This window comes from Allobrachymonas wangyanguii (genome assembly GCF_045055315.1).
GTDB classification, from domain to species: domain Bacteria; phylum Pseudomonadota; class Gammaproteobacteria; order Burkholderiales; family Burkholderiaceae_C; genus Brachymonas; species Brachymonas wangyanguii.
This window is the reverse complement of record NZ_CP173677.1, coordinates 1,606,709-1,629,674: the sequence shown is the minus strand read 5'-3', so window position 1 is coordinate 1,629,674 and position 22,966 is coordinate 1,606,709. Positions and strand designations below refer to the sequence as shown.

At 63.4% G+C, this 22,966-nt stretch carries 22 protein-coding genes and 2 tRNA genes; 21 read left to right on the top strand and 3 right to left on the bottom strand.

The annotated features are described in order from the left end of the window. The first annotated feature begins 142 nt into the window (after positions 1–142). Genes ACI3EV_RS07895 through ACI3EV_RS07880 form a run of 4 tightly spaced genes read left to right on the top strand, consistent with a single transcriptional unit; the run spans position 143 to position 3,138 of the window. Positions 143–277, top strand: a complete 135-nt coding sequence (locus tag ACI3EV_RS07895; RefSeq protein ID WP_405197980.1) for a hypothetical protein — start codon at positions 143–145, stop codon at positions 275–277. 11 nt (positions 278–288) lie between these two features. Next, on the top strand, positions 289–1,062 hold the full coding sequence (locus tag ACI3EV_RS07890) for a cytochrome b/b6 domain-containing protein (protein WP_329771416.1): 774 nt from the start codon (positions 289–291) through the stop codon (positions 1,060–1,062). A gap of 17 nt (positions 1,063–1,079) precedes the next feature. After that, a complete protein-coding gene (locus ACI3EV_RS07885) occupies positions 1,080–1,745 on the top strand; it encodes a response regulator (protein WP_329771415.1) in 666 nt (221 codons plus the stop codon). A gap of 4 nt (positions 1,746–1,749) precedes the next feature. Next, positions 1,750–3,138 (top strand): ATP-binding protein, encoded by a 1,389-nt coding sequence (locus ACI3EV_RS07880; RefSeq protein ID WP_329771414.1) that lies wholly within the window; start codon positions 1,750–1,752, stop codon positions 3,136–3,138. Positions 3,139–3,225: 87 nt separating this feature from the next. On the opposite strand, the gene ACI3EV_RS07875 is transcribed toward ACI3EV_RS07880, so the two are convergent. Continuing rightward, positions 3,226–3,310 (bottom strand) — tRNA-Leu (locus tag ACI3EV_RS07875). A 141-nt stretch (positions 3,311–3,451) separates the two neighbouring features. Continuing rightward, positions 3,452–3,536, bottom strand: a tRNA-Leu gene (locus tag ACI3EV_RS07870). Positions 3,537–3,557: 21 nt separating this feature from the next. Between ACI3EV_RS07870 and rnr the strand changes: the two genes are divergently transcribed. Then, on the top strand, positions 3,558–5,948 hold the full coding sequence (rnr, locus tag ACI3EV_RS07865) for a ribonuclease R (protein ID WP_337691931.1): 2,391 nt from the start codon (positions 3,558–3,560) through the stop codon (positions 5,946–5,948). Between the two features lie 18 nt (positions 5,949–5,966). Here rnr and ACI3EV_RS07860 read toward each other — a convergent pair whose 3' ends face one another. Continuing rightward, entirely contained in the window at positions 5,967–7,559 is a 1,593-nt protein-coding gene (locus tag ACI3EV_RS07860) for an NAD(P)H-hydrate dehydratase (RefSeq protein ID WP_329771413.1), read from the bottom strand. A gap of 165 nt (positions 7,560–7,724) precedes the next feature. On the opposite strand from ACI3EV_RS07860, the gene rpsB reads away from it, so the two are divergent. The 16 genes from rpsB to ACI3EV_RS07780 all read left to right on the top strand — a co-directional run bounded on the left by rpsB (position 7,725) and on the right by ACI3EV_RS07780 (position 22,918). Then, on the top strand, positions 7,725–8,474 hold the full coding sequence (gene rpsB, locus ACI3EV_RS07855; protein ID WP_329771412.1) for a 30S ribosomal protein S2: 750 nt from the start codon (positions 7,725–7,727) through the stop codon (positions 8,472–8,474). 103 nt (positions 8,475–8,577) lie between these two features. Continuing rightward, the gene (tsf, locus tag ACI3EV_RS07850; protein ID WP_329771411.1) at positions 8,578–9,465 is read left to right on the top strand and encodes a translation elongation factor Ts; all 888 of its coding nucleotides are present in this window, start codon (positions 8,578–8,580) and stop codon (positions 9,463–9,465) included. 105 nt (positions 9,466–9,570) lie between these two features. Beyond that, positions 9,571–10,293, top strand: a complete 723-nt coding sequence (gene pyrH / locus ACI3EV_RS07845) for a UMP kinase (RefSeq protein ID WP_329771410.1) — start codon at positions 9,571–9,573, stop codon at positions 10,291–10,293. Positions 10,294–10,327: 34 nt separating this feature from the next. Further along, on the top strand, positions 10,328–10,888 hold the full coding sequence (frr, locus tag ACI3EV_RS07840) for a ribosome recycling factor (RefSeq protein WP_329771409.1): 561 nt from the start codon (positions 10,328–10,330) through the stop codon (positions 10,886–10,888). A gap of 48 nt (positions 10,889–10,936) precedes the next feature. Next, the gene (gene uppS, locus ACI3EV_RS07835; RefSeq protein WP_329771408.1) at positions 10,937–11,653 is read left to right on the top strand and encodes a polyprenyl diphosphate synthase; all 717 of its coding nucleotides are present in this window, start codon (positions 10,937–10,939) and stop codon (positions 11,651–11,653) included. A gap of 8 nt (positions 11,654–11,661) precedes the next feature. Beyond that, positions 11,662–12,504: a phosphatidate cytidylyltransferase gene (locus tag ACI3EV_RS07830; RefSeq protein ID WP_337691918.1), complete on the top strand. Its 843-nt coding sequence runs from the start codon at positions 11,662–11,664 to the stop codon at positions 12,502–12,504. Between the two features lie 15 nt (positions 12,505–12,519). Continuing rightward, complete coding sequence (ispC, locus tag ACI3EV_RS07825) at positions 12,520–13,728, top strand: 1-deoxy-D-xylulose-5-phosphate reductoisomerase (RefSeq protein ID WP_329771406.1); 1,209 nt, start codon at positions 12,520–12,522, stop codon at positions 13,726–13,728. After that, on the top strand, positions 13,725–15,083 hold the full coding sequence (rseP, locus tag ACI3EV_RS07820; RefSeq protein ID WP_337691919.1) for an RIP metalloprotease RseP: 1,359 nt from the start codon (positions 13,725–13,727) through the stop codon (positions 15,081–15,083). The genes ispC and rseP overlap by 4 nt, the downstream gene beginning before the upstream one ends. Before the next feature lie 39 nt (positions 15,084–15,122). After that, entirely contained in the window at positions 15,123–17,468 is a 2,346-nt protein-coding gene (gene bamA, locus ACI3EV_RS07815) for an outer membrane protein assembly factor BamA (protein ID WP_329771404.1), read from the top strand. Beyond that, the gene (locus tag ACI3EV_RS07810) at positions 17,468–18,028 is read left to right on the top strand and encodes an OmpH family outer membrane protein (protein WP_329771403.1); all 561 of its coding nucleotides are present in this window, start codon (positions 17,468–17,470) and stop codon (positions 18,026–18,028) included. The genes bamA and ACI3EV_RS07810 overlap by 1 nt, the downstream gene beginning before the upstream one ends. Positions 18,029–18,093: 65 nt before the next feature. Next, positions 18,094–19,101 carry a UDP-3-O-(3-hydroxymyristoyl)glucosamine N-acyltransferase gene (gene lpxD / locus ACI3EV_RS07805; RefSeq protein WP_329771402.1) on the top strand — a complete coding sequence of 336 codons (1,008 nt, stop codon included), beginning with the start codon at positions 18,094–18,096 and terminating at the stop codon, positions 19,099–19,101. Then, positions 19,098–19,553 (top strand): 3-hydroxyacyl-ACP dehydratase FabZ, encoded by a 456-nt coding sequence (gene fabZ, locus ACI3EV_RS07800; protein ID WP_329771401.1) that lies wholly within the window; start codon positions 19,098–19,100, stop codon positions 19,551–19,553. The genes lpxD and fabZ overlap by 4 nt, the downstream gene beginning before the upstream one ends. 14 nt (positions 19,554–19,567) lie before the next feature. After that, positions 19,568–20,356 (top strand): acyl-ACP--UDP-N-acetylglucosamine O-acyltransferase, encoded by a 789-nt coding sequence (lpxA, locus tag ACI3EV_RS07795; RefSeq protein ID WP_329771400.1) that lies wholly within the window; start codon positions 19,568–19,570, stop codon positions 20,354–20,356. Positions 20,357–20,380: 24 nt separating this feature from the next. After that, positions 20,381–21,529 carry a lipid-A-disaccharide synthase gene (gene lpxB / locus ACI3EV_RS07790; protein ID WP_337691920.1) on the top strand — a complete coding sequence of 383 codons (1,149 nt, stop codon included), beginning with the start codon at positions 20,381–20,383 and terminating at the stop codon, positions 21,527–21,529. Next, on the top strand, positions 21,501–22,142 hold the full coding sequence (gene rnhB / locus ACI3EV_RS07785; RefSeq protein WP_337691921.1) for a ribonuclease HII: 642 nt from the start codon (positions 21,501–21,503) through the stop codon (positions 22,140–22,142). Before lpxB ends, rnhB begins: the two co-directional genes overlap by 29 nt. Then, positions 22,139–22,918, top strand: coding sequence for an RNA methyltransferase (locus tag ACI3EV_RS07780; protein WP_329771397.1), 780 nt, complete (start codon positions 22,139–22,141; stop codon positions 22,916–22,918). Before rnhB ends, ACI3EV_RS07780 begins: the two co-directional genes overlap by 4 nt. The last annotated feature ends 48 nt before the right edge of the window (positions 22,919–22,966 follow it).

The window sequence follows — 22,966 nt, the reverse complement described above, 5'->3', positions numbered from 1 at the left end:
ACACCCGCTTCGGCGGGTGTTGTCATTTCTGCACGCGGGCACTGTGCCAACCCGCTGTTCAGATTGCGTTCAGGCAGATCTTCCATGATGCCGTCATGGTTGATCACAACAGGACGCACGACATGAACACACACGCTGGTTTGTGCACGAGCATGACGAGATTCCGGCCCAGGTATTCAAGCGCGCCTCGATTGGCAGCGCTGCCAACTGCATCGCCTGCCACAGCGGCGCCGAGCAGGGCTATTTTGATGAAGACAGCGTGCGCATTCCGCGCTGACAGGAACTGACATGGAACAGACTCTCCCCCTGGGCGGCAGCAGTGCCAGCCCGACTTCTCCCGCAACCAGCCGGCGCATCAAGGATGCACCGACGCGCGCCGCCCACGCCTGGATCGCGATCAGCTTTGCGGTGGCCTACATCACGGCCGATGGTGAAGCCTGGCGTCTGGTCCACGTGATCGCCGGCTACAGCATGGTGATTGCACTCGGTTTTCGCCTGCTCTGGGCGGTGTTCGGCCCGCGCTCTGTCGGCTTTTCTGCCTGGACCGCACGCGGCCGGGCCTTGGGTCACTGGTTGGGCGAGCAGCTGCGTCCGGCTGGCTGGAAGGCCTGGATGACGCAGCCGCGTGCAGCGCTGCAACGCACGCTGCAGCAGGGCGTCAGCCTGTCGATCCTGGTGCTGCTGCTGGTACTGCCGCTGATGTTGCTGACCGGCTATCTGGGCTGGAGTGAACTGGCCGGTGAATGGGCCAGCGAGCTGCATGAATCGCTGGGTGAATTCAGTCTGCCGCTGGTGCTGGCACATATCGGCGTCCTGTTCGGCCTGATGGCAGTGCGCCGCCAGAATGTGCTGCAATCGATGTGGAGTGGCCGCGTGGCCGGCAAGGGTCCGGATCTGGTGCCGCACAACCGCAGCTGGCTGGCCATGCTGCTGGGCGCGGTCGTGGTAGTCTTTGCCGTGTGGTACTGGCAGGATGCCAGCCAGCGACTGCCCGATGGTGTCTCGATGCCCTCGCTGTCGCAGCTGGCCAGCCAGGGCGGCCACGACGATGACGACGACTGATACGGAGGTTTCCCGCCATGCGCATCCTGCTGGCTGAAGATGACGAACTGCTGGGGGCCGGCCTGCGCGTCGGCCTGCAGCAGCAGGGCTTCCAGGTCGACTGGGTGCGTGATGGCCAGGCCGCCCTGCGCGAACTGCTGGTGGTCGACTACGAGGCTGCCGTACTGGATCTGGGCATGCCGCGCATGGATGGCATGGACGTGCTGGCCGCCCTGCGCGAGCGTGGCCGCAGCCTGCCGGTGCTGGTCCTGACCGCGCGCGATGCCATCCAGTCCCGTGTCGCCGGCCTGGATCTCGGTGCCGATGACTACGTCGTCAAGCCGGTCGACCTGCACGAACTGGCGGCCCGCCTGCGCGCCCTGATCCGCCGCGCCCATGGCCTGCAGCAGACGCTGTTGCAGGCTGGCAATGTACAGCTGGACCCGGTCGGCCATGTGGTCATCCAGGCCGGCCAGCCGGTCGATCTGGCGCAGCGCGAATACGCCGTGCTGCACGCCCTGATGCGCAATCCTGGCCGCATCCTCAGTCGCGAACAGCTCGAGGCCCAGATTTACGCCTGGGGCAGCGAAGTCGCCAGCAACGCCGTCGAGGTGCATGTCTCGCACCTGCGCCGCAAGCTGGGCGCCAGCCTGATCGAGACGGTACGCGGTCTGGGTTACCGCATTGGCCAGGGTACGGAATAAGACCATGGCCCGCAGCAGCGCTTCCTGGTCCCTGACGCGCCGGCTGGTGCTCAGCATCGTGCTGCTGCTGACCGTGGTCTGGTCGCTGGCCATGGCTGGCATCTACTGGCATACGCGCGAACATGTGCACAAGCTGCTCGACATGCACCTGATGCAGACGGCGGTGCTGCTGTCGAACCAGTCGCCCGAAGAGATCGATGATGACGAGCTTGAGCATGTGCAGAAGCGGAGTCGTGAGCGGATCGTGGCTCAGGACGAAGAGAGCGCTGATCTGGATGACGTGCCGACTATCTTCCAGGTCTGGCGCGATGGCGTCCTGATTGCCCATTCGCGCCATGCACCCCAACAGGCACTGGCGGATGGCCATGCCGGTTTTTCCCGCGCCCGGCTGGATGACCGGCGCTGGCGTGTCTACACCGAAGTGGCCGACACGCCCAATGGGCAGGTGCGCGTGATGGTGGCGGAAGACCTGCATCTGCGCGATGACATCGTGCTGGGCAATGTGCGCGGCCTGCTGGTCGGCCTGCTGTTGGCCTTTCCGGCCACCGCGCTGCTGGTCTGGTGGCTGGTGCGCCGTGCCATGCGTCCGTTGCAGCAGGCGGGTGCCGCCATCCGCGAACGCCAGCCCCAGGCACACGCACCGTTGCAACTCGATGATGTGCCGCGTGAAGTACAGCCCCTGATCGATGCGCTCAACCAGCTGTTCGGCCGTATTGGTGAATTGCTGCACAAGGAGCGCCGCTTCACTGCCGATGCCGCGCATGAATTGCGCACCCCGATTGCCGCCATCCGCATGATGGCGCAAGTCGCCCAGGGCGCCGAAGACGTCGAGCAGCGCCAACAGGCGCTGGATGGGGTGGTGCAGGGCTGTGATCGCGCCACACGGCTGGTGGAGCAGCTGCTGCAGCTGGCCCGGCTCGAGGCCGAATCTGATACCGGCACCGAATGGCCGGTCGCCGACCTGATGCCGGCGCTGGACACAATCGTGCAGGAGTTGCAGCAGACCCAGGCCGCCAGCCGTGGCCAGTGCCTGTCCTGGCAGGCCCCCGAACAGCTGCCGGCACGCATGCAGCCGGCGCTGGCTGCCGTGCTGCTGCGCAATCTGCTCGATAACGCCTTGCGCTACAGCCCGGACGGAGCCGAAGTGCGTGTGCTGCTGCAGGCATTGCCCGGGCAGCGGATGTGCTGGATCGTGGAAGACAGCGGTCCCGGCATGGCCGAAGAGGACATGCAGCGCCTGGGCGAACGGTTTTTCCGGGTGTTGGGCACGGGCCGCAGCGGTAGTGGCCTCGGCTGGTCCATCGTGCGTCGTATCGCGGCCCTGTATGGCCTGCGCCTGCAGGTGGATCGCAGTCCGGAACTGGGCGGCTTGTGCGTGCGGCTGCAAGGCTGAAGCGCAGGGTGGCCTTGCCGCTGTCTGCCGGAAAAGTACAGACAACAAAAAACCGCCATGAGGCGGTTATTTGTTGCTTTCGATCGATGGTGCCCAGAAGAGGACTCGAACCTCCACGGAGTTACCCGCTAGTACCTGAAACTAGTGCGTCTACCAATTCCGCCACCTGGGCATCGATTGAAGCTGCTATTGTAGCCACATTTTTTCGTGTTTTGCAAGCTTGCCCCAATTTTTTTATGAGGCTGTGCACCTTGCGGTGACACTTGCTTTCCACGAAACACCGCGCGAAGCGGTATCATGTGTCCTTTGTTGATGGTGCCCAGAAGAGGACTCGAACCTCCACGGAGTTACCCGCTAGTACCTGAAACTAGTGCGTCTACCAATTCCGCCACCTGGGCATCAACGAAGAGGAGCATTGTATCAAGAATTCAAACAAAAAAACAAGCCCGGAAAAAGATTTTTCTGCGGAGTTCGAGGGTGTGGTGCAAGGGCATCGTGACGGGCACGGTTTCGTGATTCCGGACGATGGCCGGCCCGACCTGTTTTTGCCCCCCAACGAGATGCGTGCCGTGCTGCACAAGGATCGGGTCAAGGCGCGTGTCGTGCGGCAGGATCGCCGGGGCCGCCCCGAAGGCAAGGTGCTGGAGATCATCGAGCGCAGTACGCAGCCCATCATTGGGCGCCTGTTGCAGGAGAACGGCATCTGGCTGGTGGCACCGGAAGACCGGCGCTATGGCCAGGACGTGATCATCCCCAAGGACGCCATCGCCCAGGCCAATGCCGGCCAGGTGGTGGTGGTCGAGCTGACCGAGGCGCCGGCGCTGTACGGCCAGCCGGTCGGCCGCATTGCAGAAGTGCTGGGTGAAGTCGATGATCCCGGCATGGAAATCGAGATTGCCGTGCGCAAGTATGGCGTGCCGCACATATTTTCCGATGCCTGCCTGCAGGCCGCCAAGGCGCTGCCGGCCACGGTGCAGCCGGATGACTGGCCGGGTCGTGTCGACCTGACTGACATCCCGCTGGTCACCATCGACGGCGAAGATGCACGCGACTTTGACGATGCCGTCTACTGCGAACCGGCCGTCATCAGCGGCCGTGGCAAGACAGCGCGCCAGGGCTGGCGTCTGCTGGTGGCGATTGCCGACGTCAGCCACTACGTGCGCACTGGCAATGCCATTGATATAGACGCCTACGACCGCGCCACCAGTGTCTATTTCCCGCGCCGCGTGATTCCGATGCTGCCCGAGAAGTTGTCCAACGGCCTGTGCTCGCTGAATCCGGATGTGGATCGCCTGTGCATGGTCTGCGACATGCTGATTACCGATACCGGTGATTTGCATGGCTACCAGTTCTATCCGGCAGTCATGCACAGCCATGCGCGCTTTACCTATACCCAGGTTGCCGACATCCTGTCCAACACGCGTGGCCTGGAAGCGCGCAAGGCGCAGGGTCGTGTCGATGACCTGATGCATCTGCACGGTGTCTTCAAGGCACTGCACAGCTCGCGTGAGCGCCGTGGCGCGCTGGACCTGGATACGGTCGAGACACAGATCGTTTGCGATGAAAGCGGCCGTATCGAGAAGATCATCCCGCGTGTGCGCAACGATGCGCACCGCCTGATCGAGGAATGCATGCTGGCGGCCAACGTCTGTGCGGCGGATTTCCTCACGCACCACAAGCAGGCCGGCCTGTTCCGCGTGCACGAAGGCCCGACGCCCGAGAAGATCGAGATCCTGCGCAATTTCCTGCGCACCATGGGCGTGCCGCTGAGTGTCAGCGACGAGCCGACGACGGAAGAATTTGCCGCCATCGCTGACGCCACCAAGGACCGTCCGGACGCCGAGCAGATCCACATGATGCTGTTGCGCAGCATGCAGCAGGCGATCTATACGCCAACCAACAGCGGCCACTTTGGCCTGGCCTACGATGGCTACACGCACTTCACCAGTCCGATCCGCCGTTATCCGGACCTGCTGGTGCACCGTGTTATCAAGTCCATCCTGCTGGGGCAGCGCTATGTGCTGCCGGCATTGCCGACGCCGGGCGAAGCGCATGCCAAGCTGAGCAAGCGGCTGGAAAAGACCGCAGCCGCGCGTGGCCGTCCGGTACCGGCACGCAAGTCCAGTGCCGAAATCCAGGCCTGGGAAGCCGCTGGCTTGCACTGCAGTGCCAACGAGCGCCGTGCCGACGAGGCCAGCCGCGATGTCGAGGCCTGGCTCAAGTGCAAGTACATGCGCGATTTCCTCGGCGAGGAGTTTGGCGGCCGCGTCACCACGGTCACCAGCTTTGGCCTGTTCGTCACGCTGGATGCCATGTATGTCGAAGGCCTGGTGCACATCACCGAGCTCGGTAGCGACTATTTCCGCTTTGACGAGGCGCGCCAGGAGCTGCGCGGCGAGCGCACCGGGGTGCGCTTCGCTCTCGGCAGCCGCGTGCAGGTACAGGTGATCCGTGTTGATCTCGATGGCCGCCGCATCGACTTCCGCCTGGTGCGTGCCGGCGAAGAGGCGGTAGCAGCCGGTGCCGCACAAAAGCGTTCCGCCAGCAAGCGGGCCAATGCCGGTAACCCGGGCGAAGCCGAGCAGGCCGATGCCGAAGCCTACGCTGACGACGAAGTGGTCTGGCAGCCGCGCAAGCGCAGCACGCGTGCCACCCGGGACAATCGTTCCGGCGATGCGGCCAGCAAGCGCAAGACCGCCAGGGTGCCGGCAACGGCAGCGCGTCTGGGTGTAAAGACGGTGTCAGCGGTCAAGCCGGCCGCCAAGCCGGCATCGCGCTCGGCACGCAAATCGACTGGCGGCAAGCGCTGATGCCGCAGTAACGGTGGTTCAGCCGGGCAAGCGCTGCAGGGCGCTTGCCAGTTGGCCGGCAGTCAGCGTGCCACGGGCTGCCGGCCACAGGTCGGCGGCACGGCCGTGCGCCTGTACCGCCGCGCAGGCGACGTCAAAAGCCTGTTGCCAGGCGGATTCTGCCGGGTTGCGGGCATGCGCCTGTGCCCAGTACGCGGCGATGGTGCCGGCCAGCACATCGCCAGTCCCCGCTGTCGCCAGGTGCGCATTGCCGGCATGCACGATGACGGGCTCCATGCCAAGGGCAGGCGGCGCAGCCACGACGGTGCCCGATCCTTTCAGGACGACGATGGCCTGCCATCGTTGCGCCAGCTGGCTCGCTGCCTGCAGCCGCTGTTGCTGGATATCAGCTGCCGTGCCACCCAGCAGGCGTGCCGCTTCCAGCGGGTGCGGCGTCAGGATGGTCGGCTGCTGGCGTTGCGCCAGCCATCCGGCTAATGCGGTATCGCTGGCAATGGCATTCAGGGCGTCGGCATCCAGGATCAGGCGGGCAGTGTGCTGCAGCAGTGCGGGCAGGTGTTCCGTAATCGCCTGGCCGCCGCCACAGCCGGCTGCCACGCTGGCGCCAGCCAGTGGCAGGGCATCCAGATCATGGGCGTGCAATAGCGGGCGATGCATGATTTCCGCATCAATCGGGCCGGAATCCCGTGCCGACAAGGAGGCCAGATAGACCCGGCCCGCGCCCGCATGCAGGGCGGCACGCGCCGCCAGTACTGCTGCTCCCTCCATGCCGCTGGCACCACCGACGATGCAGGCATCGCCAAAGCTGCCCTTGTGGCTGGCGTGCGGGGCAGGTATCGCAGCGGAAGCGGCCTCCGGCTGCAGCGAAACGCCTTGCAGCCAGGCGTCTGGCGAACTGGTGTCCTGCGCTTGCAGGGCCGAGGTGCCCAGATCATCCCACCAGACGGTGCCGGCGGCATCGCGACCATGGGCGGTGAACAGGCCGGGCTTCAGGCTCAGCAGGCTCAGCGAGTGGTCGGCCTGGATGCATTGGCGCGCGCTGCCACCTTGCAGCCAGGAGCCGCTGTCGGCATCCAGCCCGGTGGGCAGGTCGATCGCCAGTATCGGTGCCGGCAGCGCGTGCATGGCATCGATACAGGCCTGCATCGCGGCCGAAGGCGCGCGGCTGGCACCGATGCCGAGTAGGGCGTCTATGGCCAGATCGTGGTCTTGCAGACCAGTGGGAATGGCGTTGCTGATGGCTACACCGGCAGCCACGGCATCGGCATGGGCGGCGCGTGCGTCGTCCGGCAGGCGCTCCGGTTCGGCCAGCAGCGTGACCTCGACCTGATGTCCCCAGCCCTGCAGCAGTGCGGCCGCCTGCAGGCCGTCGCCGCCGTTGTTGCCCGGTCCGCAGGCGATCCAGATGCGCTGCGCATGCGGCGCGATGGCGCAGGCGAGCCGGGCGATGGCCAGGCCGGCGCGCTGCATCAGGGTATGTGCTGGCAGCCGCTGCATCCAGGCCCGCTCGATCTGCCGGCTGCCGGTCACGCCATGCAGGGGCAGGCGTCGGGGCAGGGCGCTGGCATGCAGGCGTGTCAATGCAACAGGAGGGGGATTCAGGGTAGGCATGGCTGTTCGGTAAAGCATGGTTGTGCTACAATTTCGCGGCTCTTGCTGATGGCGCTGCCATCCTGCAAGGCTAATCGCAAATCCGCCAATCTAGGTGTTGCCGCAATCCTTTACGGTCTGCTGGCATGCGAGGCGAATTTTAGACCCAACCTCAGGAGAAAAACCATGTCCGTTACCATGCGCGAAATGCTGGAAGCCGGTGTCCACTTCGGTCACCAGACCCGTTTCTGGAACCCCAAGATGGCCCCGTACATCTTCGGCGCCCGCAACAAGATCCACATCGTGAACCTGGAGCAGTCCCTGCCCATGTTCGAAGATGCCATGAAATTCATCCGCCAGCTGGCTGCCAACCGTGGCACCATCCTGCTGGTCGGTACCAAGCGCGCAGCCCGCGACATCATCGCTGAAGAAGCCAAGCGCGCCGGCATCCCCTACGTCAACCAGCGCTGGCTGGGTGGCATGCTGACCAACTTCAAGACGGTCAAGACCTCCATCAAGCGCCTGAAGGACATGCAGGCCCAGCAGGAAGCCGGCCTGGAAAGCATGAGCAAGAAAGAGCAGCTGATGTTCCAGCGCGAAATGGACAAGCTGGAAAAGGACATCGGCGGCATCCAGGACATGACCAGCCTGCCCGACGCCATCGTCATCGTTGACGTTGGCTACCACAAGATTGCCGTGTCCGAAGCCAAGAAGCTGGGTATCCCGCTGGTTGGCGTGGTGGATACCAACCACAATCCGGACGGCATTGATTACGTGATCCCCGGTAACGACGACTCCGCCAAGGCCGTGGCCCTGTACGCCCGTGGCGTGGCTGACGCCGTGCTGGAAGGCCGTGCCAACGCCGTGAACGAGCTGGTGCAGGCCGTGTCCGAAGGCGAAGACGAATTCGTCGAGGTGGACGACGCCCAGGCGTAAGCCAGGCTTTCGCCTGCCCTCAAGGCATAATCCAAGGAAGAGGGGCGATCATGCCCCTTTTTCGTAACTGAAAAATCTTTTCAATCGAATACGGAGAAAGACAATGGCAGCAATTACCGCAAGCATGGTGGCAGAACTGCGTGGCAAGACCGACGCCCCCATGATGGAGTGCAAGAAGGCCCTGACCGAAGCTGGCGGCGACATGGCCAAGGCTGAAGAGATCCTGCGCGTGAAGCTGGGCAGCAAGGCTGGCAAGGCCGCCGCCCGCATCACGGCTGAAGGCGCCGTGGGCAGCACCATCGAAGGTGGCGCCGGCTCCCTGATCGAAGTCAACTGCGAAACCGACTTCGTGACCAAGAACGACAGCTTCCTGGCTCTGGTCAAGGCCGCCGCTGACCTGGTGACCAAGCACAACCCGGCTGACCTGGACGCCTTGGGTGCGCTGCCCTACGAGCAAGACGGCTTCGGCCCGACGCTGGAAGACGTGCGCAAGGGCCTGATCGGCAAGATCGGCGAAAACATGAGCTTCCGCCGCTTCCAGCAGTTCTCCGGTGGCCAGATGGTGTCCTACCTGCACGGTACCCGCATCGGCGTGATGGTCGAGTTCGAAGGTGACGAAGTCGCCGCCAAGGACGTTGCCATGCACGTGGCGGCCATGAAGCCGGTGGCCCTGTCCAGCGCTGACGTGCCGGCCGAGCTGATCGAGAAAGAGCGCAGCGTTGCTGCTGCCAAGGCGGCCGAATCCGGCAAGCCGGCCGAGATCGCGGCCAAGATGGTCGAAGGCTCCGTGCAGAAGTACCTGAAGGAAGTGGCCCTGCTGAGCCAGCCTTTCGTCAAGAACGACAAGCAGACCGTCGAGCAGATGCTGAAGGAAAAGAACACCACCGTGAAGGGTTTCACCCTGTACGTGGTGGGCGAAGGCATCGAGAAGAAGGCCGACGACTTTGCTGCTGAAGTGGCTGCCCAGATGGCTGCTGCCAAGCAGGGCTGATTTTCTGGCCTGCAAGCCACGCATCGGGGTGAAGCCACCCCGGTACGGGGCTTTTTTTTCGTCACCCGACTACCTGATTGTTCCTACCACGCCCTGGAGATTGCCATGACTGCCACCCAACCCGCCATCAAACGTGTCCTGCTCAAGCTGTCCGGTGAGGCCCTGATGGGCGACGATGCCTTCGGCATCAATCGCGAAACCATCAGCCGCATGGCAGACGAAATCGCCGAAGTCGCACGGCTGGGCGTGGAGGTGGCCATCGTCATCGGTGGTGGCAACATTTTCCGTGGCATGGCGGGCGGCGCTGCCGGCATGGACCGTGCCACGGCCGACTACATGGGCATGCTGGCCACGGTGATGAACGCGCTGGCGCTGGCCGACACCATGAACCGCACCGGCATGACCGCGCGCGTCATGTCGGCCATCAATATCGACCAGGTGGTCGAGCCCTATGTGCGTCCCAAGGCGCTGCAGTATCTGGAAGAGGGCAAGGTGGTGGTGTTTGCCGCCGGTACCGGCAACCCCTTCTTCACCACCGATACCGCTGCGGCGTTGCGCGGTGCCGAAATCGGCGCTGAAATCGTGCTCAAGGCGACCAAGGTGGACGGTGTCTACACCGCCGATCCGAAGAAGGACCCGAGCGCCACGCGTTACGACAAGCTGACCTTCGACGAGGCCATTTCGCGCAGCCTGGGCATCATGGATGCCACCGCCTTTGCGCTGTGCCGTGACCAGAAGCTGCCGATCAAGGTGTTCTCCATCTTCAAGCCGGGCGCCCTCAAGCGCGTGGTGATGGGCGAAGACGAAGGCACACTGGTATATATTTGACCTCTTGTCCCAGATACAGATTCCGGAGAACCCCATGTCCGTAGCCGACATCAAGAAAACCATGCAGACCAAGATGGAGCAGTCCATCGAGGCGTTCAAGAACAACCTGACCAAGATCCGCACCGGCCGTGCCAACCCGGCGCTGCTGGACAACGTGCAGGTCGATTACTATGGCTCGATGGTGCCGCTGAGCCAGGTCGCCAACGTGTCCGCGATCGACGCGCGTACCCTGAGCGTGCAGCCCTGGGAAAAGAACATGGGTCCCAAGATCGAGAAGGCGATCCGTGAAAGCGACCTGGGCCTGAACCCGGCATCCATGGGCGACCTGATCCGCGTGCCGATGCCGCCGATGACCGAAGAGCGCCGCAAGGAAATGACCAAGCTGGTACGCCATGAAGGCGAAAACGCCAAGATCGCCGTGCGCAACCTGCGCCGCGATGCCAACGATTCGGTCAAGAAGCTGGTCAAGGACAAGGAAATTTCCGAAGACGACCAGAAGCGTTCCGAAGCGGATATCCAGAAGATCACCGACAAGGAAATCACCACCATCGACCAGTTGGTGACCAGCAAGGAACAGGATATCATGGCCGTTTGAGGCTGTTGGTGCCGCCACGCAAGTGGCCGGCATCCCGAATCCTGAGATATGTCGAAACAAGAATCTGAAGCGTCCGTACCGCATCATGTGGCCATCGTGATGGACGGCAACGGGCGATGGGCGAACAAGCGCTTCATGCCCCGGCTGGTCGGCCACCGCCAAGGCCTGGCGGCACTGCGCCGCTGCGTTGCTGCCTGCCTGGATCGCGGTGTCCAGGTGTTGACGGTGTTTGCCTTTTCCTCCGAAAACTGGAATCGTCCCGAAGACGAGGTCAGTGGCCTGATGAGCCTGATGGGCATGGCACTGACGCGCGAAGTGCCCAAGCTGCACGAGGCGGGTGTCCGCGTCTACCTGGTAGGCGACCGTGACTCGCTCAAGAGCAAGCTGCGAGACGGCCTGACCCAGGCGGAGGAGCTGACGCGCAACAACCAGCGCCTGATCCTGAACGTCTGTTTCAACTACGGTGGTCGCTGGGATATGGCTCAGGCAGCGGCGCGCCTGCAGCAGCAGGGCCTGCCGTTTACCGAAGACAACCTCTCTTCTGCCATGGCCATGAGCCATGTGCCCGATCCGGACCTGATCATCCGCACGGGTGGCGAGTACCGCATCAGCAATTTCCTGCTCTGGCAAGCCGCCTACAGCGAACTCTATTTCAGCGATATCCTCTGGCCCGATTTCGATGCGGCGGCACTGGATGCCGCCATTGAGGATTACACGCTGCGTGAACGCCGCTTTGGCAAGACCTCTGCCCAGGTCAGCGACTAGGACGAGGCATGCTGAAACAGCGCATCATCACCGCCATCATCCTGCTCATCGTCCTGCTGGGAGCACTTTTTGCCCCCGGCCATCAGGCCTTCAGCCTGCTGATGGCGCTGGCGATTGCCTGTGCCGGCTGGGAATGGGCGCGCCTGAGCGGTTTTTCCGGCATGGCCAATATCCTGTGGGCGCTGCTTGCCGTAGCCGGTTGCCTGTTGATGGGCCTGGCCGGCTGGCAGTTGCAGGCAAGTAACGCCTCTACCGCCCTGATCACGCTGGTCAGCCTGTTGTGGCTGCTGAGCACGCCCTGGCTGCTGCGTGCCGGCGTGCCGGTGTGGCAACGCATTCCGCGCTGGCTGCGTATGACGGCCGGCCTGCTGGTGCTGTGGGCGACCTGGCTGGCGATCGTGCAACTGCTGGCACAGCATGGCCCCTGGTACCTGCTGTCGGCCATGGCACTGGTCTGGGTGGCGGATATTGCCGCCTATTTCTGCGGCCGCGCCTTCGGCAAGCGCAAGCTGGCACCTTCGATCAGCCCGGGCAAGAGCTGGGCGGGTGCCATCGGCGGTGCGCTGTTCGTGCAGCTGTTTGCCTTGTCGTGCGCCTTGTTCACTACGCCGGAACAGACGGTCTATGCCGATCTGGCCGCGCGCAGCCATCTCGTCATAATGCTGCTGGCCGTGCTGCTGCTGACCGTGATGAGCGTGACCGGTGATCTGGTCGAGTCCCTGATCAAGCGCAGTGCCGGCTTGAAAGACAGCAGCCAGTTGCTGCCCGGCCATGGAGGCGTATTGGATCGCATCGATGCCTTGCTGCCGGTCATGCCGATCACGCTGGCGCTGCTGCTCTGGCTTTCCTGATTTCTCGAGTTGCGCATGAATGCTTCTTCCTCTTCCCGCCTGCAGGTGACGGTACTGGGCGCCACGGGCTCGATCGGCACCAGTACGCTGGACGTGATCATGCGTCATCCGGAGCTGTACCAGGTGTTTGCGCTGAGTGCGGCGACCCAGGTCGACAAGATGCTGGCGCTGTGCCGCACACACCAGCCGCGCTATGCCGTGATGGCGTCCGAATCGCACGCGCAGACACTGCGCCAGGCCTGCCGTGAAGCTGGCCTGAAGACCGAAGTGCTCGCGGGTGAGCGGGGTCTGGTCGATATATCCTGCCACCCTGAAGTCGATGCCGTGATGGCGGCCATTGTGGGTGCGGCCGGGCTGGCGCCCTGTCTGGCCGCTGCGCGCGCTGGCAAGCGCCTGATGCTGGCCAACAAGGAAGCGCTGGTCGTGGGTGGTCAGGTGTTCCTGGATGCGGTGAAGCAGGGCGGTGCCACGCTGCTGCCGGTCGATAGCGAACATTCCGCCATTTTCCAGTCCTTGCCCGAAGACCCGGCCAGCTGGTCGCAGCGCGTTGACAAGATCATCCTGACGGCATCCGGTGGCCCGTTCCGCACCGCCGATCCGGCCAGCCTGTGCCAGATGACGCCGGAACAGGCCTGCGCCCACCCTAACTGGAGCATGGGACGCAAGATTTCGGTCGATTCCGCCACCATGATGAACAAGGCGCTCGAGGTGATCGAGGCGCACTACCTGTTCGGCATGCCGCCGGAGCGCATGGGCGTGGTGATCCATCCGCAGAGCATCATCCATTCCATGGTGCAGTTCCACGATGCCTCCATCGTGGCGCAAATGGGCACGCCCGACATGCGCGTGCCGATTGCCTATGCGCTGTCTTGGCCGCAGCGCATTGCCAGTGGTGCCGCCACGCTGGATTTTGCCAATCTAAGCGCGATGACCTTCGAGTCGGTCGATGCCCATGGCCACCCGGAGCGCTTCCCGGCCTTGCCGCTGGTCTGGCAGGTGCTGCGCGCCCAGCCCGGCAGCACGGCAGTGCTCAATGCCGCCAACGAAGTGGCGGTGGCCAGTTTCCTGGACGGTCGCATCCGCTTTGACCAGATCCACCAGGTCAATGCCGATACCCTGCAGCAGAGCCATTTTGCCAGCCCGCATTCCCTGGAGGACCTGCTGGAGCTGGATCGCTCGAGCCGCGCGAAGGCACAAGCCCTGGTCGAGGCGCTGCAGCCATGACCACGCTGCTGGCTTTCCTGGTCACGCTGGGAGTGCTGATCACCATCCACGAGTATGGCCACTATCGCGTGGCACGCGCCTGCGGCGTCAAGGTACTCAAGTTTTCTGTCGGTTTCGGCAAGACCATCTGGAGCCGTACCGACAAGCACGGCACTGAATTTGCCGTGTCCTGGCTGCCCCTGGGCGGTTATGTGCGCATGCTGGATGAGCGCGAAGCGCCGGTGCCATACGAGTTGCGCTCGCAAGCCTTCAATACCCAGCCGGTCAGCCGGCGCATGGCGATCGTCGCTGCCGGACCGGCGGCGAACCTGCTGCTGGCAGCGCTGCTCTATGCCGGTATCGCCTGGCATGGCATGCAGGAGTTCAGTCCGGTGATCGCGCAGCCAGGCGCTGGCAGCATTGCCGAACAGGCAGGGCTGCGCAGTGGCCAGGAAATCGTATCGGCACAGGTCGGTGATGCGGCCGAGGCCGAGCCGGTGCTGTCCCTGCAACGCCTGCAATGGACCGTGCTGCAGGCGGCCATGGATGAGCAGGACCTGCGCCTGCAGGTGCGTGAGGCGCAGGACAGCGCGACACGCGAGTTGGTGCTGCCCCTGGCCGAAGCAGGTCTGGGCAAGGCCAACCCGGAAGACTTGCAGCGTATTGGCCTGGGCGCCCCCTGGATGGCGCCGGTCGTGGGTGAGATCGTGCCCGGCAAGGCAGCGGAAAGCGCCGGCCTGCGGCAGGGTGACACCGTGCTGGCGGTAGACGGGGCGCGTATCCTGGACGCCGTGCAGCTGCGCATGCTGATTCGCGCCAATGGCGATGGCCAGCTCCAGCATTGGCAGGTGCGCCGTGACGGCCAGTTGCTGGATCTGGAGCTGACGCCCGAGAGTAGGCAAGAGGGCGAACAGCGCGTTGGCCTGGTCGGTGCCTATCTGGGAACACCGCCGGCCATGACCACGATCCGTCTCGGCCCGCTGGAAGGATTGGCCTATGGCCTGCAGCGCACCTGGGAGGTGTCGTTGTTCAGTCTGCGCATGATGGGCCGCATGATCACCGGCCAGGCTTCCTTGCAGAATATCAGCGGCCCGCTGAGCATTGCCGAATTTGCCGGGCGATCGGCACAAGCCGGCATCACCAGTTTCCTGGGTTTTCTGGCGCTGGTCAGTGTCAGCCTGGGGGTACTCAATTTGTTGCCAGTCCCGATGCTGGATGGCGGACACCTGATGTATTATCTCTGGGAATCTGTCACCGGCAAGCCGGTGTCCGAGGCGTGGGCGATGCGCCTGCAACAACTGGGCATGCTGTTGCTCCTCGGCCTGATGGGCCTGGCCCTGTTCAATGATCTGTCCCGCTGGACTGCCGGAGGCTGAGCCCTGGCCAGCAATGTAGTACCGTACCTGACGAATTCCATGAAGCGACACTCCCTTCCTTTCCGCCGCACGGCAGCCGCTGCCGTTGCCAGTCTCGCCTTTGTTTCCCATGCCGCCTGGGCGGTAGACCCGTTTGTCATCCAGGACATCAAGGTGCAAGGCCTGCAGCGTGTCGATGCCGGTACGGTGTTCTCCTCGATGCCGGTGCGTATCGGCGAATCTTATGATGATGACAAGGGTGCGGCCACCATCCGTTCGCTGTATCAGCTGGGCCTGTTCAACGACGTGCAGGTGCAGACGCAGGGCAGCGACGTGATCGTGGTGGTGACCGAACGACCCACCATCAACACCATTGACGTCAGCTCGGCCAAGCAGTTCGACAAGAACACCGTGCTCGGGGCGCTGGCAGCCAGCGGCTTTGCTTCCGGCCAGCCCTATAGCAAGGCGGTAGAAGACCAGGCGATCCAGGACCTGAAGCGCATGTACCTGAGCCGTGGCTACTACAACCTGGAAGTCGAAACCACCATGACGCCGCTGGAGCGCAACCAGGTCAACGTCACGCTGAGCGTGCAGGAAGGCCCTTCGGCGCGCATCGACAGCATCAACTTCGTCGGCAACGAGGTCTTCAGTGATTCCACCCTGAAAGGCCAGATGCAGCTGGATACCGGCAACTGGATGTCCTGGTACACCAAGTCCGACCGCTATGCGTCTGATCGCCTGAACCAGGACGTCGAGGCCGTCACGCGCTACTACAAGAACCGTGGCTACCTGGAATTCAAGGTCGATTCCACCCAGGTGGCCCTGACGCCCGACAAGACCGGCATCAACATCACCATGAACGTGACCGAAGGTCCGCGCTATGTGGTGTCCGGCGTGTCGCTGGCAGGTGATTATCTGCAGCGCGAAAATGAATTCCAGTCGCTGGTCAAGATCAAGCCGGGCGAAGCCTACAAGATCGACGATGTGGACGAGACCGTGCAGGCCATGGAAAACCACTTTGGCAACTACGGCTACGCCTTTGCCAAGGTCAATGCCGTGCCGCAGGTGGACCGCGAGCGCCAGCAGGTGGCCCTGATCATGGAGGCCACACCCAGCGATCGCGCCTATGTGCGCAACATCAACATCTCCGGCAACGCACGTACGCGTGACGAGGTGATCCGCCGAGAGCTGCGTCAGTACGAATCGTCCTGGTACAGCTCCGACAAGATCCAGACCTCGCGCGCTCGCGTGGACCGTCTGGGTTACTTCACTGACGTGCAGGTCAGCACCCAGCCGGTACCGGGTACCAGTGACCAGGCCGACATCAACCTGAACGTCAAGGAAGCGCATACCGGTTCGCTGCAGCTGGGACTGGGCTATTCCACCTCGGACAGCGTTTCCTTCCTGGTCGGCGTGTCGCAGGACAACATCTTCGGTTCCGGCCAGTCGCTGGGTTTCGAGGCGTCCAACAGCGAATACAACCGCACCTTCTCACTGCGCTCTACTGATCCCTATTTCACCAAGGACGGCATTTCCCGCACCTTTGGCCTGAGCTACAGCGATATCGAGCCGTACGAGTCCCAGAGCGGTAACTACTACGACTACAAGATGCAGCACATGAACGCCAACATGAACTTTGGCGTTCCGTTTACCGAAAACGACACGGTGTACTTTGGTGCCGGCTTCGAGCAGTACAAGGTCAAGCAGCAGAACCGCGAGCTGCCCAAGGAATACCAGGACTTCCAGAAGGAATACGGCGGCAACTCGGCCTATGGCATTCCGTTGACGGTGGGCTGGTCGCGTGACCGTCGCGACAGCGCACTGGCACCATCTTCCGGCAGCTACCACCGCCTGTTTGGTGCCGTCAGCCCGGCAGGTGACATGAAGTACGCGCTGGCGACCTATCGCTACCAGTATTTCTACCCGCTGTCCAAGAAGTACACCTTCGCCCTGAATACCGATCTGGCCTATGGCAAGAGCCTGGGTGGCAAGAGCTTCCCGATCTTCAAGAACTTCTATTCGGGCGGCCTGAGTTCTGTGCGCGGCTTCGAACAAAGCTCGCTGGGTCCCAAGAACGTGGACCTCGACGGTGATACCTATTCCGTGGGCGGCTCCAAGAAGTTCAACGTGAACATGGAAGTGGTGGCACCGTTCCCGGGCGCCGGTACCGACAAGACGCTGCGCATGTTCGGCTTCATGGACGTGGGTAACGTCTATGCGGATGACAGCTCCGTCTACGACCTGCCGCAGAACAAGGATGCCAAGAGCCTGCGCGCTTCTGCCGGTGTCGGTATCCGCTGGATCTCGCCGATGGGCCCGCTGAGCCTGGCGTTTGGCTGGCCGGTCAAGAAGTACGACGGTGATAAACTCGAAAAAGTCCAATTCCAGATCGGTACGCAATTCTGATGAACAAGATCCGCCCATTTATCAAGCATGCAGCGGGTGCGCTGCTGGCCTGTGCCGCGGTAGTCGCACCGCTGGCAGCGCAGTCCCAGACTGCCGTGGCGACGACACTGTCGGCACAGCCGCTGACGGGCCGCATCGGCTTCGTGAATACCGATCGCCTGTTCAGCGAGACGCGCGCGGCGGTGGATTCGCAGAACAAGCTCAAGCGCGAGTTTTCTTCGCGTGAGCAGCAGCTGTCCAGGCTGGGTGAGCGCATGCAGAAGGCGATCAACCAGTTCGAGCGCGAGCATGCCAACCTGTCCGAATCGCAGTTGAACGAACGTCGCCGTGAGCTCACGGCCATGGACAGCGAGTTCCAGCAGAAGCGCCAGGAATTCCAGGAAGACCTGAACAACCGCAAGGCCGAGGAAATGCAGGCCCTGCTGGAGCGTGCCAACCGCGCCGTGATCCGTATCGCGACGCAGGAAGGCTACGATGTGATCCTGCAGGAAGTGGTATTCATCAAGCCGCAACTGAACATCACCGACAAGGTGATTGCCGAACTCGACGCAGGTCGATGAATGGGCCGCTGCTGGCTCCCGACAGGGCACCAGCAGGTGCCCTTTTTTGTTTGAAAGGCGAACATATGGACAAGCAGGTGACAGTGGCGCAGATCGTGGAGGCGCTGCAATCCCATGGTGGTGAACTGCACGGTGATGGCACGATCTGCGTCCAGGGTCTGGCAGCGCTGGAGCATGCCCAGCCCGGCAGCCTGAGCTTTGTCAACGGTCCGCGTTATGCCGCCCAGATGGAGCAGTCGCAGGCGTCCTGCCTGATCGTGCCGCCTGCCATGCTCGAGGCCGCGCGCCGTGAGGGCAGGGCGTGCATCGTCACTGCCAACCCGTACGCCTACTATGCGCGTGTCACGCAGTGGTGGAAGCAGCACATGCTGCCGCAGCCTGACTACCGCATCCATCCTTCGGCGGTGGTACATCCCGAAGCTGATGTCCATCCGGATGCCATCATCGGCCCGTTGTGTGTGGTCGAGCGCGGTGCCCGTGTTGGTGCCGGCAGCTGGCTCAAGTCGCGCGTCACGCTCAGCGAAGGCTGCTCGGTCGGTGCACGCTGCATCCTGCATCCCGGCGTGGTGATTGGCGCTGACGGTTTCGGCTTTGCCCACGAGAATGGCGAATGGGTCAAGATCGAGCAGCTGGGCGCGGTACGCATCGAGGACGATGTGGAAATCGGCGCCAACACCTGTATCGACCGTGGCGCCTTGGATGACACCGTGATCGGCAAGGGCGTCAAGATGGACGACCTGATCATGATTGCGCACAACGTGCAGATCGGCGAGCATACGGCCATGGCCGCCAACACCGGTGTGGCCGGCAGCGCCCGCATTGGTGCGCACTGCACGATTGGCGGTGCCGCCAATATTGCCGGCCACCTGACGATTGCCGATGGCATCCATATCACCGCCACTTCCATGGTCACGCGCTCGCTGCGCAAGCAGGGCGCCTATACCGGATTCTTCCCGCTGGACGATAATGCGACCTGGGAGAAGAATGCCGCAGCTGTCAAGAGCCTGCACAAGCTGCGCGATCGCGTACGCGCACTCGAACAACAACTTTCTGAAAACAAGACACAACCATGACTGCTGCCTCCATCGATATCCACCAGATCATCAAGCGCCTGCCCCACCGTTACCCGATCCTGCTGGTGGATCGCGTGCTGGAGGTGGAAGGTTCGACGCGCATCAAGGCGATCAAGAACGTCACCATCAACGAACCGTTCTTTACCGGCCACTTCCCGAACCGTCCGGTCATGCCGGGCGTGCTGATCCTGGAAGCGATGGCACAGGCCTCGGCGCTGCTGCTGCTGCCGCCGGACAGCAACAAGCTGGATCCGGACGTGGTCTACTACTTCGTCGGCATCGACAATGCCCGTTTCAAGCGGCCGGTCGAGCCGGGTGACCAGTTGGTCATGGAGTGCACTGCCGAGCGCTCGCGCGGCGGCATCTACAAGTTCCACGCCGTCGCGCGTGTCGATGGTGAACTTGCCTGCGAAGCCGACCTGATGTGTACGGTGCGCCGTATCGAAGCCTGATTCCTGGAGACACCATGGCACTGATCCATCCCACCGCCCTGATCGATCCCGCTGCGCAACTGGCCGCCGATGTCGAGGTGGGTCCGTTTGCCACGGTGGGTCCGCATGTGCAGATTGGTGCCCGTAGCCGCATTGGTGCCCATTGCGTGATCGACGGTCACACCACGATTGGTGAAGACAACGTCTTCCATCCGCACAGCACGATTGGCGGCCCGCCGCAGGACAAGAAATACGCCGGCGAACCGACGCGCCTGGAGATTGGCCACCGCAACACGGTGCGTGAGTACTGCACCTTCAACACCGGCACGGCGCAGGATGCCGGCGTGACCCGCATCGGCGATGACAACTGGATCATGGCCTATGTGCATATCGCGCACGATGTGCAGCTGGCCAATAAGACCATTCTGGCCAACAACGCCACGCTGGCCGGCCACGTGCATGTGGGCGACTGGGTCATCATCGGCGGCCTGACCGGCGTGCACCAGTTCGTCAAGATCGGCGCACACGCCATGATCGGTTTTGCCTCGGCGATCAACCAGGATGTGCCACCCTTCATCATGGCCGATGGCAATCCGCCCTCGGCGCGCGGCTTCAATATTGAAGGCCTGCGTCGTCGCGGCTTCGGCCCGGAACGCATTGCCGCGGTCAAGGCCATGTACCGCCAGATCTATCGCAACGGCCTGACGCTGGAACAGGCGCGTGACGCCATTGATGCGCTGGCGGCTGAACACCCCGAAGCGCGCGAAGACGTGGCGATGATGCAGGCCTTTCTGCAAGGCTCCACGCGCGGCATCACGCGCTGATTCCGGCAGCTGGAGCACGAGCGGATGGCGGGCGATTCCCTGCGCATGGCCATGGTGGCTGGCGAAGCATCCGGCGACTTGCTCGCCGGTCTGCTGCTGGAAGGTGCGCGCCAGCGCTGGCCGCAGCTGCAATCCGATGGCATTGGCGGCCCGCGCATGCAGGAGCAGGGTTTTGTCGCGCACTGGCCGAGCGAGGCGCTGGCCGTGCACGGCTACAGCCTGGAAGTGCTGAGCAAGGTTTACGGCATCTGGAAAATCCGCAATCAGCTGCGTGAACGCCTGCTTCGCGATCGGCCCGATGTGTTTGTCGGCGTGGATGCGCCTGATTTCAATCTGGGTCTGGAGCAAGCCCTGCGCGAGAAGGGCGTACCGACCGTGCACTTTGTCTGCCCCTCGATCTGGGCCTGGCGCGCCGAGCGTGTACACCAGATCCGGCGCAGCGCCGATCATGTGCTGTGCCTGTTTCCGTTCGAGCCGGAGCTGTTGCAGCAGCATGGCATTCCGAGTACCTATGTCGGCCATCCGCTGGCCGCGGTGCTGCCGCTGGAACCGGATCGTATCGCGGCACGCCAGGCGCTGGGCCTGCCCGAGGCGGGCGAAGTGGTGGCGCTGCTGCCTGGCAGTCGCGGTTCCGAAGTGCGCCATCTGGCGCCACGCTTTCTGCAGGCGGCGCGCCTGCTGCTGGAGCAGCGTCCGGGCCTGCGCGGCATCCTGCCGGCGGTGCCGGCGCAATACGAGCGGCTGCAACAGCAGATCGCCCAGGCTGGCCTGGCCGGCAAGATCCAGCTGCTACAGGGACAATCGCATGCGGCACTGGCGGCCTGTGATGTCACCTTGATCGCCAGCGGTACCGCCACGCTGGAGGCTGCGTTGTTCAAGCGCCCGATGGTGATTTCCTATGCCATGGCTGACTGGTCCTACCGGCTGATGCAGCGCAAGCAGCTGCAGCCCTGGGTGGGACTGCCCAACATCCTGTGCCAGGACTTTGTCGTGCCGGAAATCCTGCAGGACCAGGCCACGCCGCAGGCACTGGCTGCTGCCGTGACCGACTGGCTGGATCAGCCGGCGCGTGTTGCCGCGCTACAGCAGCGCTTTACCGATCTCCATCTTCTGCTGCGCCGTGATACGGCTGCACTTGCCACCGATGCCATCGCCCAGGTCCTTGCACGCTGAACAGGCTTCCTTGCCCTGGGACAGTCCGGGATTGCTGGCTGGCGTTGACGAGGCCGGCCGTGGCCCGCTGGCCGGCCCGGTGGTGGCGGCGGCCGTGATCCTGGACGAGCGCCAGCCGATTGCCGGTCTGGCTGATTCCAAGAAGCTGACGGCGCGTCGCCGTGAATTGGTGTACGAGGAGATCCTGGCCAAGGCCTTGTGCTGCAGCATCGCCCAGGCCAGCGTGGAGGAAATCGATCAACTCAATATCCTGCACGCCACCATGCTGGCGATGCGCCGGGCCGTGGAAGGCTTGCGGCTGAAGCCAGCCAAGGTGCTGGTCGATGGCAATCGCCTGCCGACGCTGCAGGTGCGCGCCGAAGCCATCGTGCAAGGCGATGCCAAGGTGGCCGCGATTTCTGCCGCCTCGATCCTGGCCAAGGTCACGCGTGACCGCTGGTGCCTGGAGGTGGATGCCAGCTATCCAGGCTACGGTTTTGCCCGCCACAAGGGCTATGGCACGGCCGAGCACCTGCAGGCGCTGCGCAGCCTGGGTGCCACGATGGAGCATCGTCGCAGCTTCGCGCCTGTGGCGCAGGCCTTGCTGCGCGCAGACTGTGGGCAGAGCGCATGAGCAGTCCGCTGAAGCCGGTCTTCATTGCCAGCCGTGATAACGCGCTGGCCAAGCTGTTGCGCAAGCTGGCGCAGGATCCGGGTGCCTACCGACGCCAGGGCCAGATCTGGGTCGAAGGCGATCACCTCTGCCGCGCCGCCCTGGAGCGCGGGGTGCGACCACAATGGGCGGTCATCAGTGAACGCGCCTGGGGGCAGGTTCCGGCCAGCTGGTATGCCGGTGCCGAACGTCTGGCGGTGCTTGATGATGCGCTGTTTGTCCAGGCCAGCACGCTGGAATCGCCGGCTAGCATGGGCTTCCTGCTGCCGTGGTCGGATCAGCAGGCAGTGTTGCAGCCGCAGCAGGACAGCATCGTGCTGGACCGGGTACAGGATGCCGGCAATGTCGGTTCCATCTTGCGTACTGCCAGTGCCATGGGCTTTCGCCAGATACTGGCACTCAAGGGCACGGCCGCGCTGTGGTCGCCCAAGGTGCTGCGTGCCGGCATGGGGGCCCACTTTGGCCTGCAGCTGCATGAAGGCCTGTCGCTGGATGACCTTGACGCGTTGCAGGTACCGCTGCTGGTCACCCATTTGCAAGGCGCACAACTGCTGCATGAGGCAGCGTTGCCGCGCCCATGCGCCTGGGTCATGGGGCATGAAGGGCAGGGCGTGCAGCAGGGCCTGGTTGATCGTGCCAGCCTGCTGTTGCGTATTGCCCAGCCGGGCGGCGAAGAGTCGCTCAACGTGGCGAGTGCTGCCGCCATCTGCCTTTACGCCAGTTCCATTGCACGCTGACCGGGTTTTCATCAGGGAAATCCATACGCTTGCAATGCTGCTCGGATA

What these genes read in the sequence shown, in the direction of transcription:
- ACI3EV_RS07890 (WP_329771416.1), top strand. Translation starts at nt 289, where the DNA reads ATGGAACAGACTCTCCCCCTGGGCGGCAGCAGTGCCAGCCCGACTTCT.
- ACI3EV_RS07885 (WP_329771415.1), top strand. Translation starts at nt 1,080, where the DNA reads ATGCGCATCCTGCTGGCTGAAGATGACGAACTGCTGGGGGCCGGCCTG.
- ACI3EV_RS07880 (WP_329771414.1), top strand. Translation starts at nt 1,750, where the DNA reads ATGGCCCGCAGCAGCGCTTCCTGGTCCCTGACGCGCCGGCTGGTGCTC.
- ACI3EV_RS07860 (WP_329771413.1), bottom strand. Translation starts at nt 7,559, where the DNA reads ATGCCTACCCTGAATCCCCCTCCTGTTGCATTGACACGCCTGCATGCC.
- rpsB (WP_329771412.1), top strand. Translation starts at nt 7,725, where the DNA reads ATGTCCGTTACCATGCGCGAAATGCTGGAAGCCGGTGTCCACTTCGGT.
- tsf (WP_329771411.1), top strand. Translation starts at nt 8,578, where the DNA reads ATGGCAGCAATTACCGCAAGCATGGTGGCAGAACTGCGTGGCAAGACC.
- pyrH (WP_329771410.1), top strand. Translation starts at nt 9,571, where the DNA reads ATGACTGCCACCCAACCCGCCATCAAACGTGTCCTGCTCAAGCTGTCC.
- frr (WP_329771409.1), top strand. Translation starts at nt 10,328, where the DNA reads ATGTCCGTAGCCGACATCAAGAAAACCATGCAGACCAAGATGGAGCAG.
- uppS (WP_329771408.1), top strand. Translation starts at nt 10,937, where the DNA reads ATGTCGAAACAAGAATCTGAAGCGTCCGTACCGCATCATGTGGCCATC.
- ACI3EV_RS07830 (WP_337691918.1), top strand. Translation starts at nt 11,662, where the DNA reads ATGCTGAAACAGCGCATCATCACCGCCATCATCCTGCTCATCGTCCTG.
- ispC (WP_329771406.1), top strand. Translation starts at nt 12,520, where the DNA reads ATGAATGCTTCTTCCTCTTCCCGCCTGCAGGTGACGGTACTGGGCGCC.
- rseP (WP_337691919.1), top strand. Translation starts at nt 13,725, where the DNA reads ATGACCACGCTGCTGGCTTTCCTGGTCACGCTGGGAGTGCTGATCACC.
- bamA (WP_329771404.1), top strand. Translation starts at nt 15,123, where the DNA reads ATGAAGCGACACTCCCTTCCTTTCCGCCGCACGGCAGCCGCTGCCGTT.
- ACI3EV_RS07810 (WP_329771403.1), top strand. Translation starts at nt 17,468, where the DNA reads ATGAACAAGATCCGCCCATTTATCAAGCATGCAGCGGGTGCGCTGCTG.
- lpxD (WP_329771402.1), top strand. Translation starts at nt 18,094, where the DNA reads ATGGACAAGCAGGTGACAGTGGCGCAGATCGTGGAGGCGCTGCAATCC.
- fabZ (WP_329771401.1), top strand. Translation starts at nt 19,098, where the DNA reads ATGACTGCTGCCTCCATCGATATCCACCAGATCATCAAGCGCCTGCCC.
- lpxA (WP_329771400.1), top strand. Translation starts at nt 19,568, where the DNA reads ATGGCACTGATCCATCCCACCGCCCTGATCGATCCCGCTGCGCAACTG.
- lpxB (WP_337691920.1), top strand. Translation starts at nt 20,381, where the DNA reads ATGGCGGGCGATTCCCTGCGCATGGCCATGGTGGCTGGCGAAGCATCC.
- rnhB (WP_337691921.1), top strand. Translation starts at nt 21,501, where the DNA reads ATGCCATCGCCCAGGTCCTTGCACGCTGAACAGGCTTCCTTGCCCTGG.
- ACI3EV_RS07780 (WP_329771397.1), top strand. Translation starts at nt 22,139, where the DNA reads ATGAGCAGTCCGCTGAAGCCGGTCTTCATTGCCAGCCGTGATAACGCG.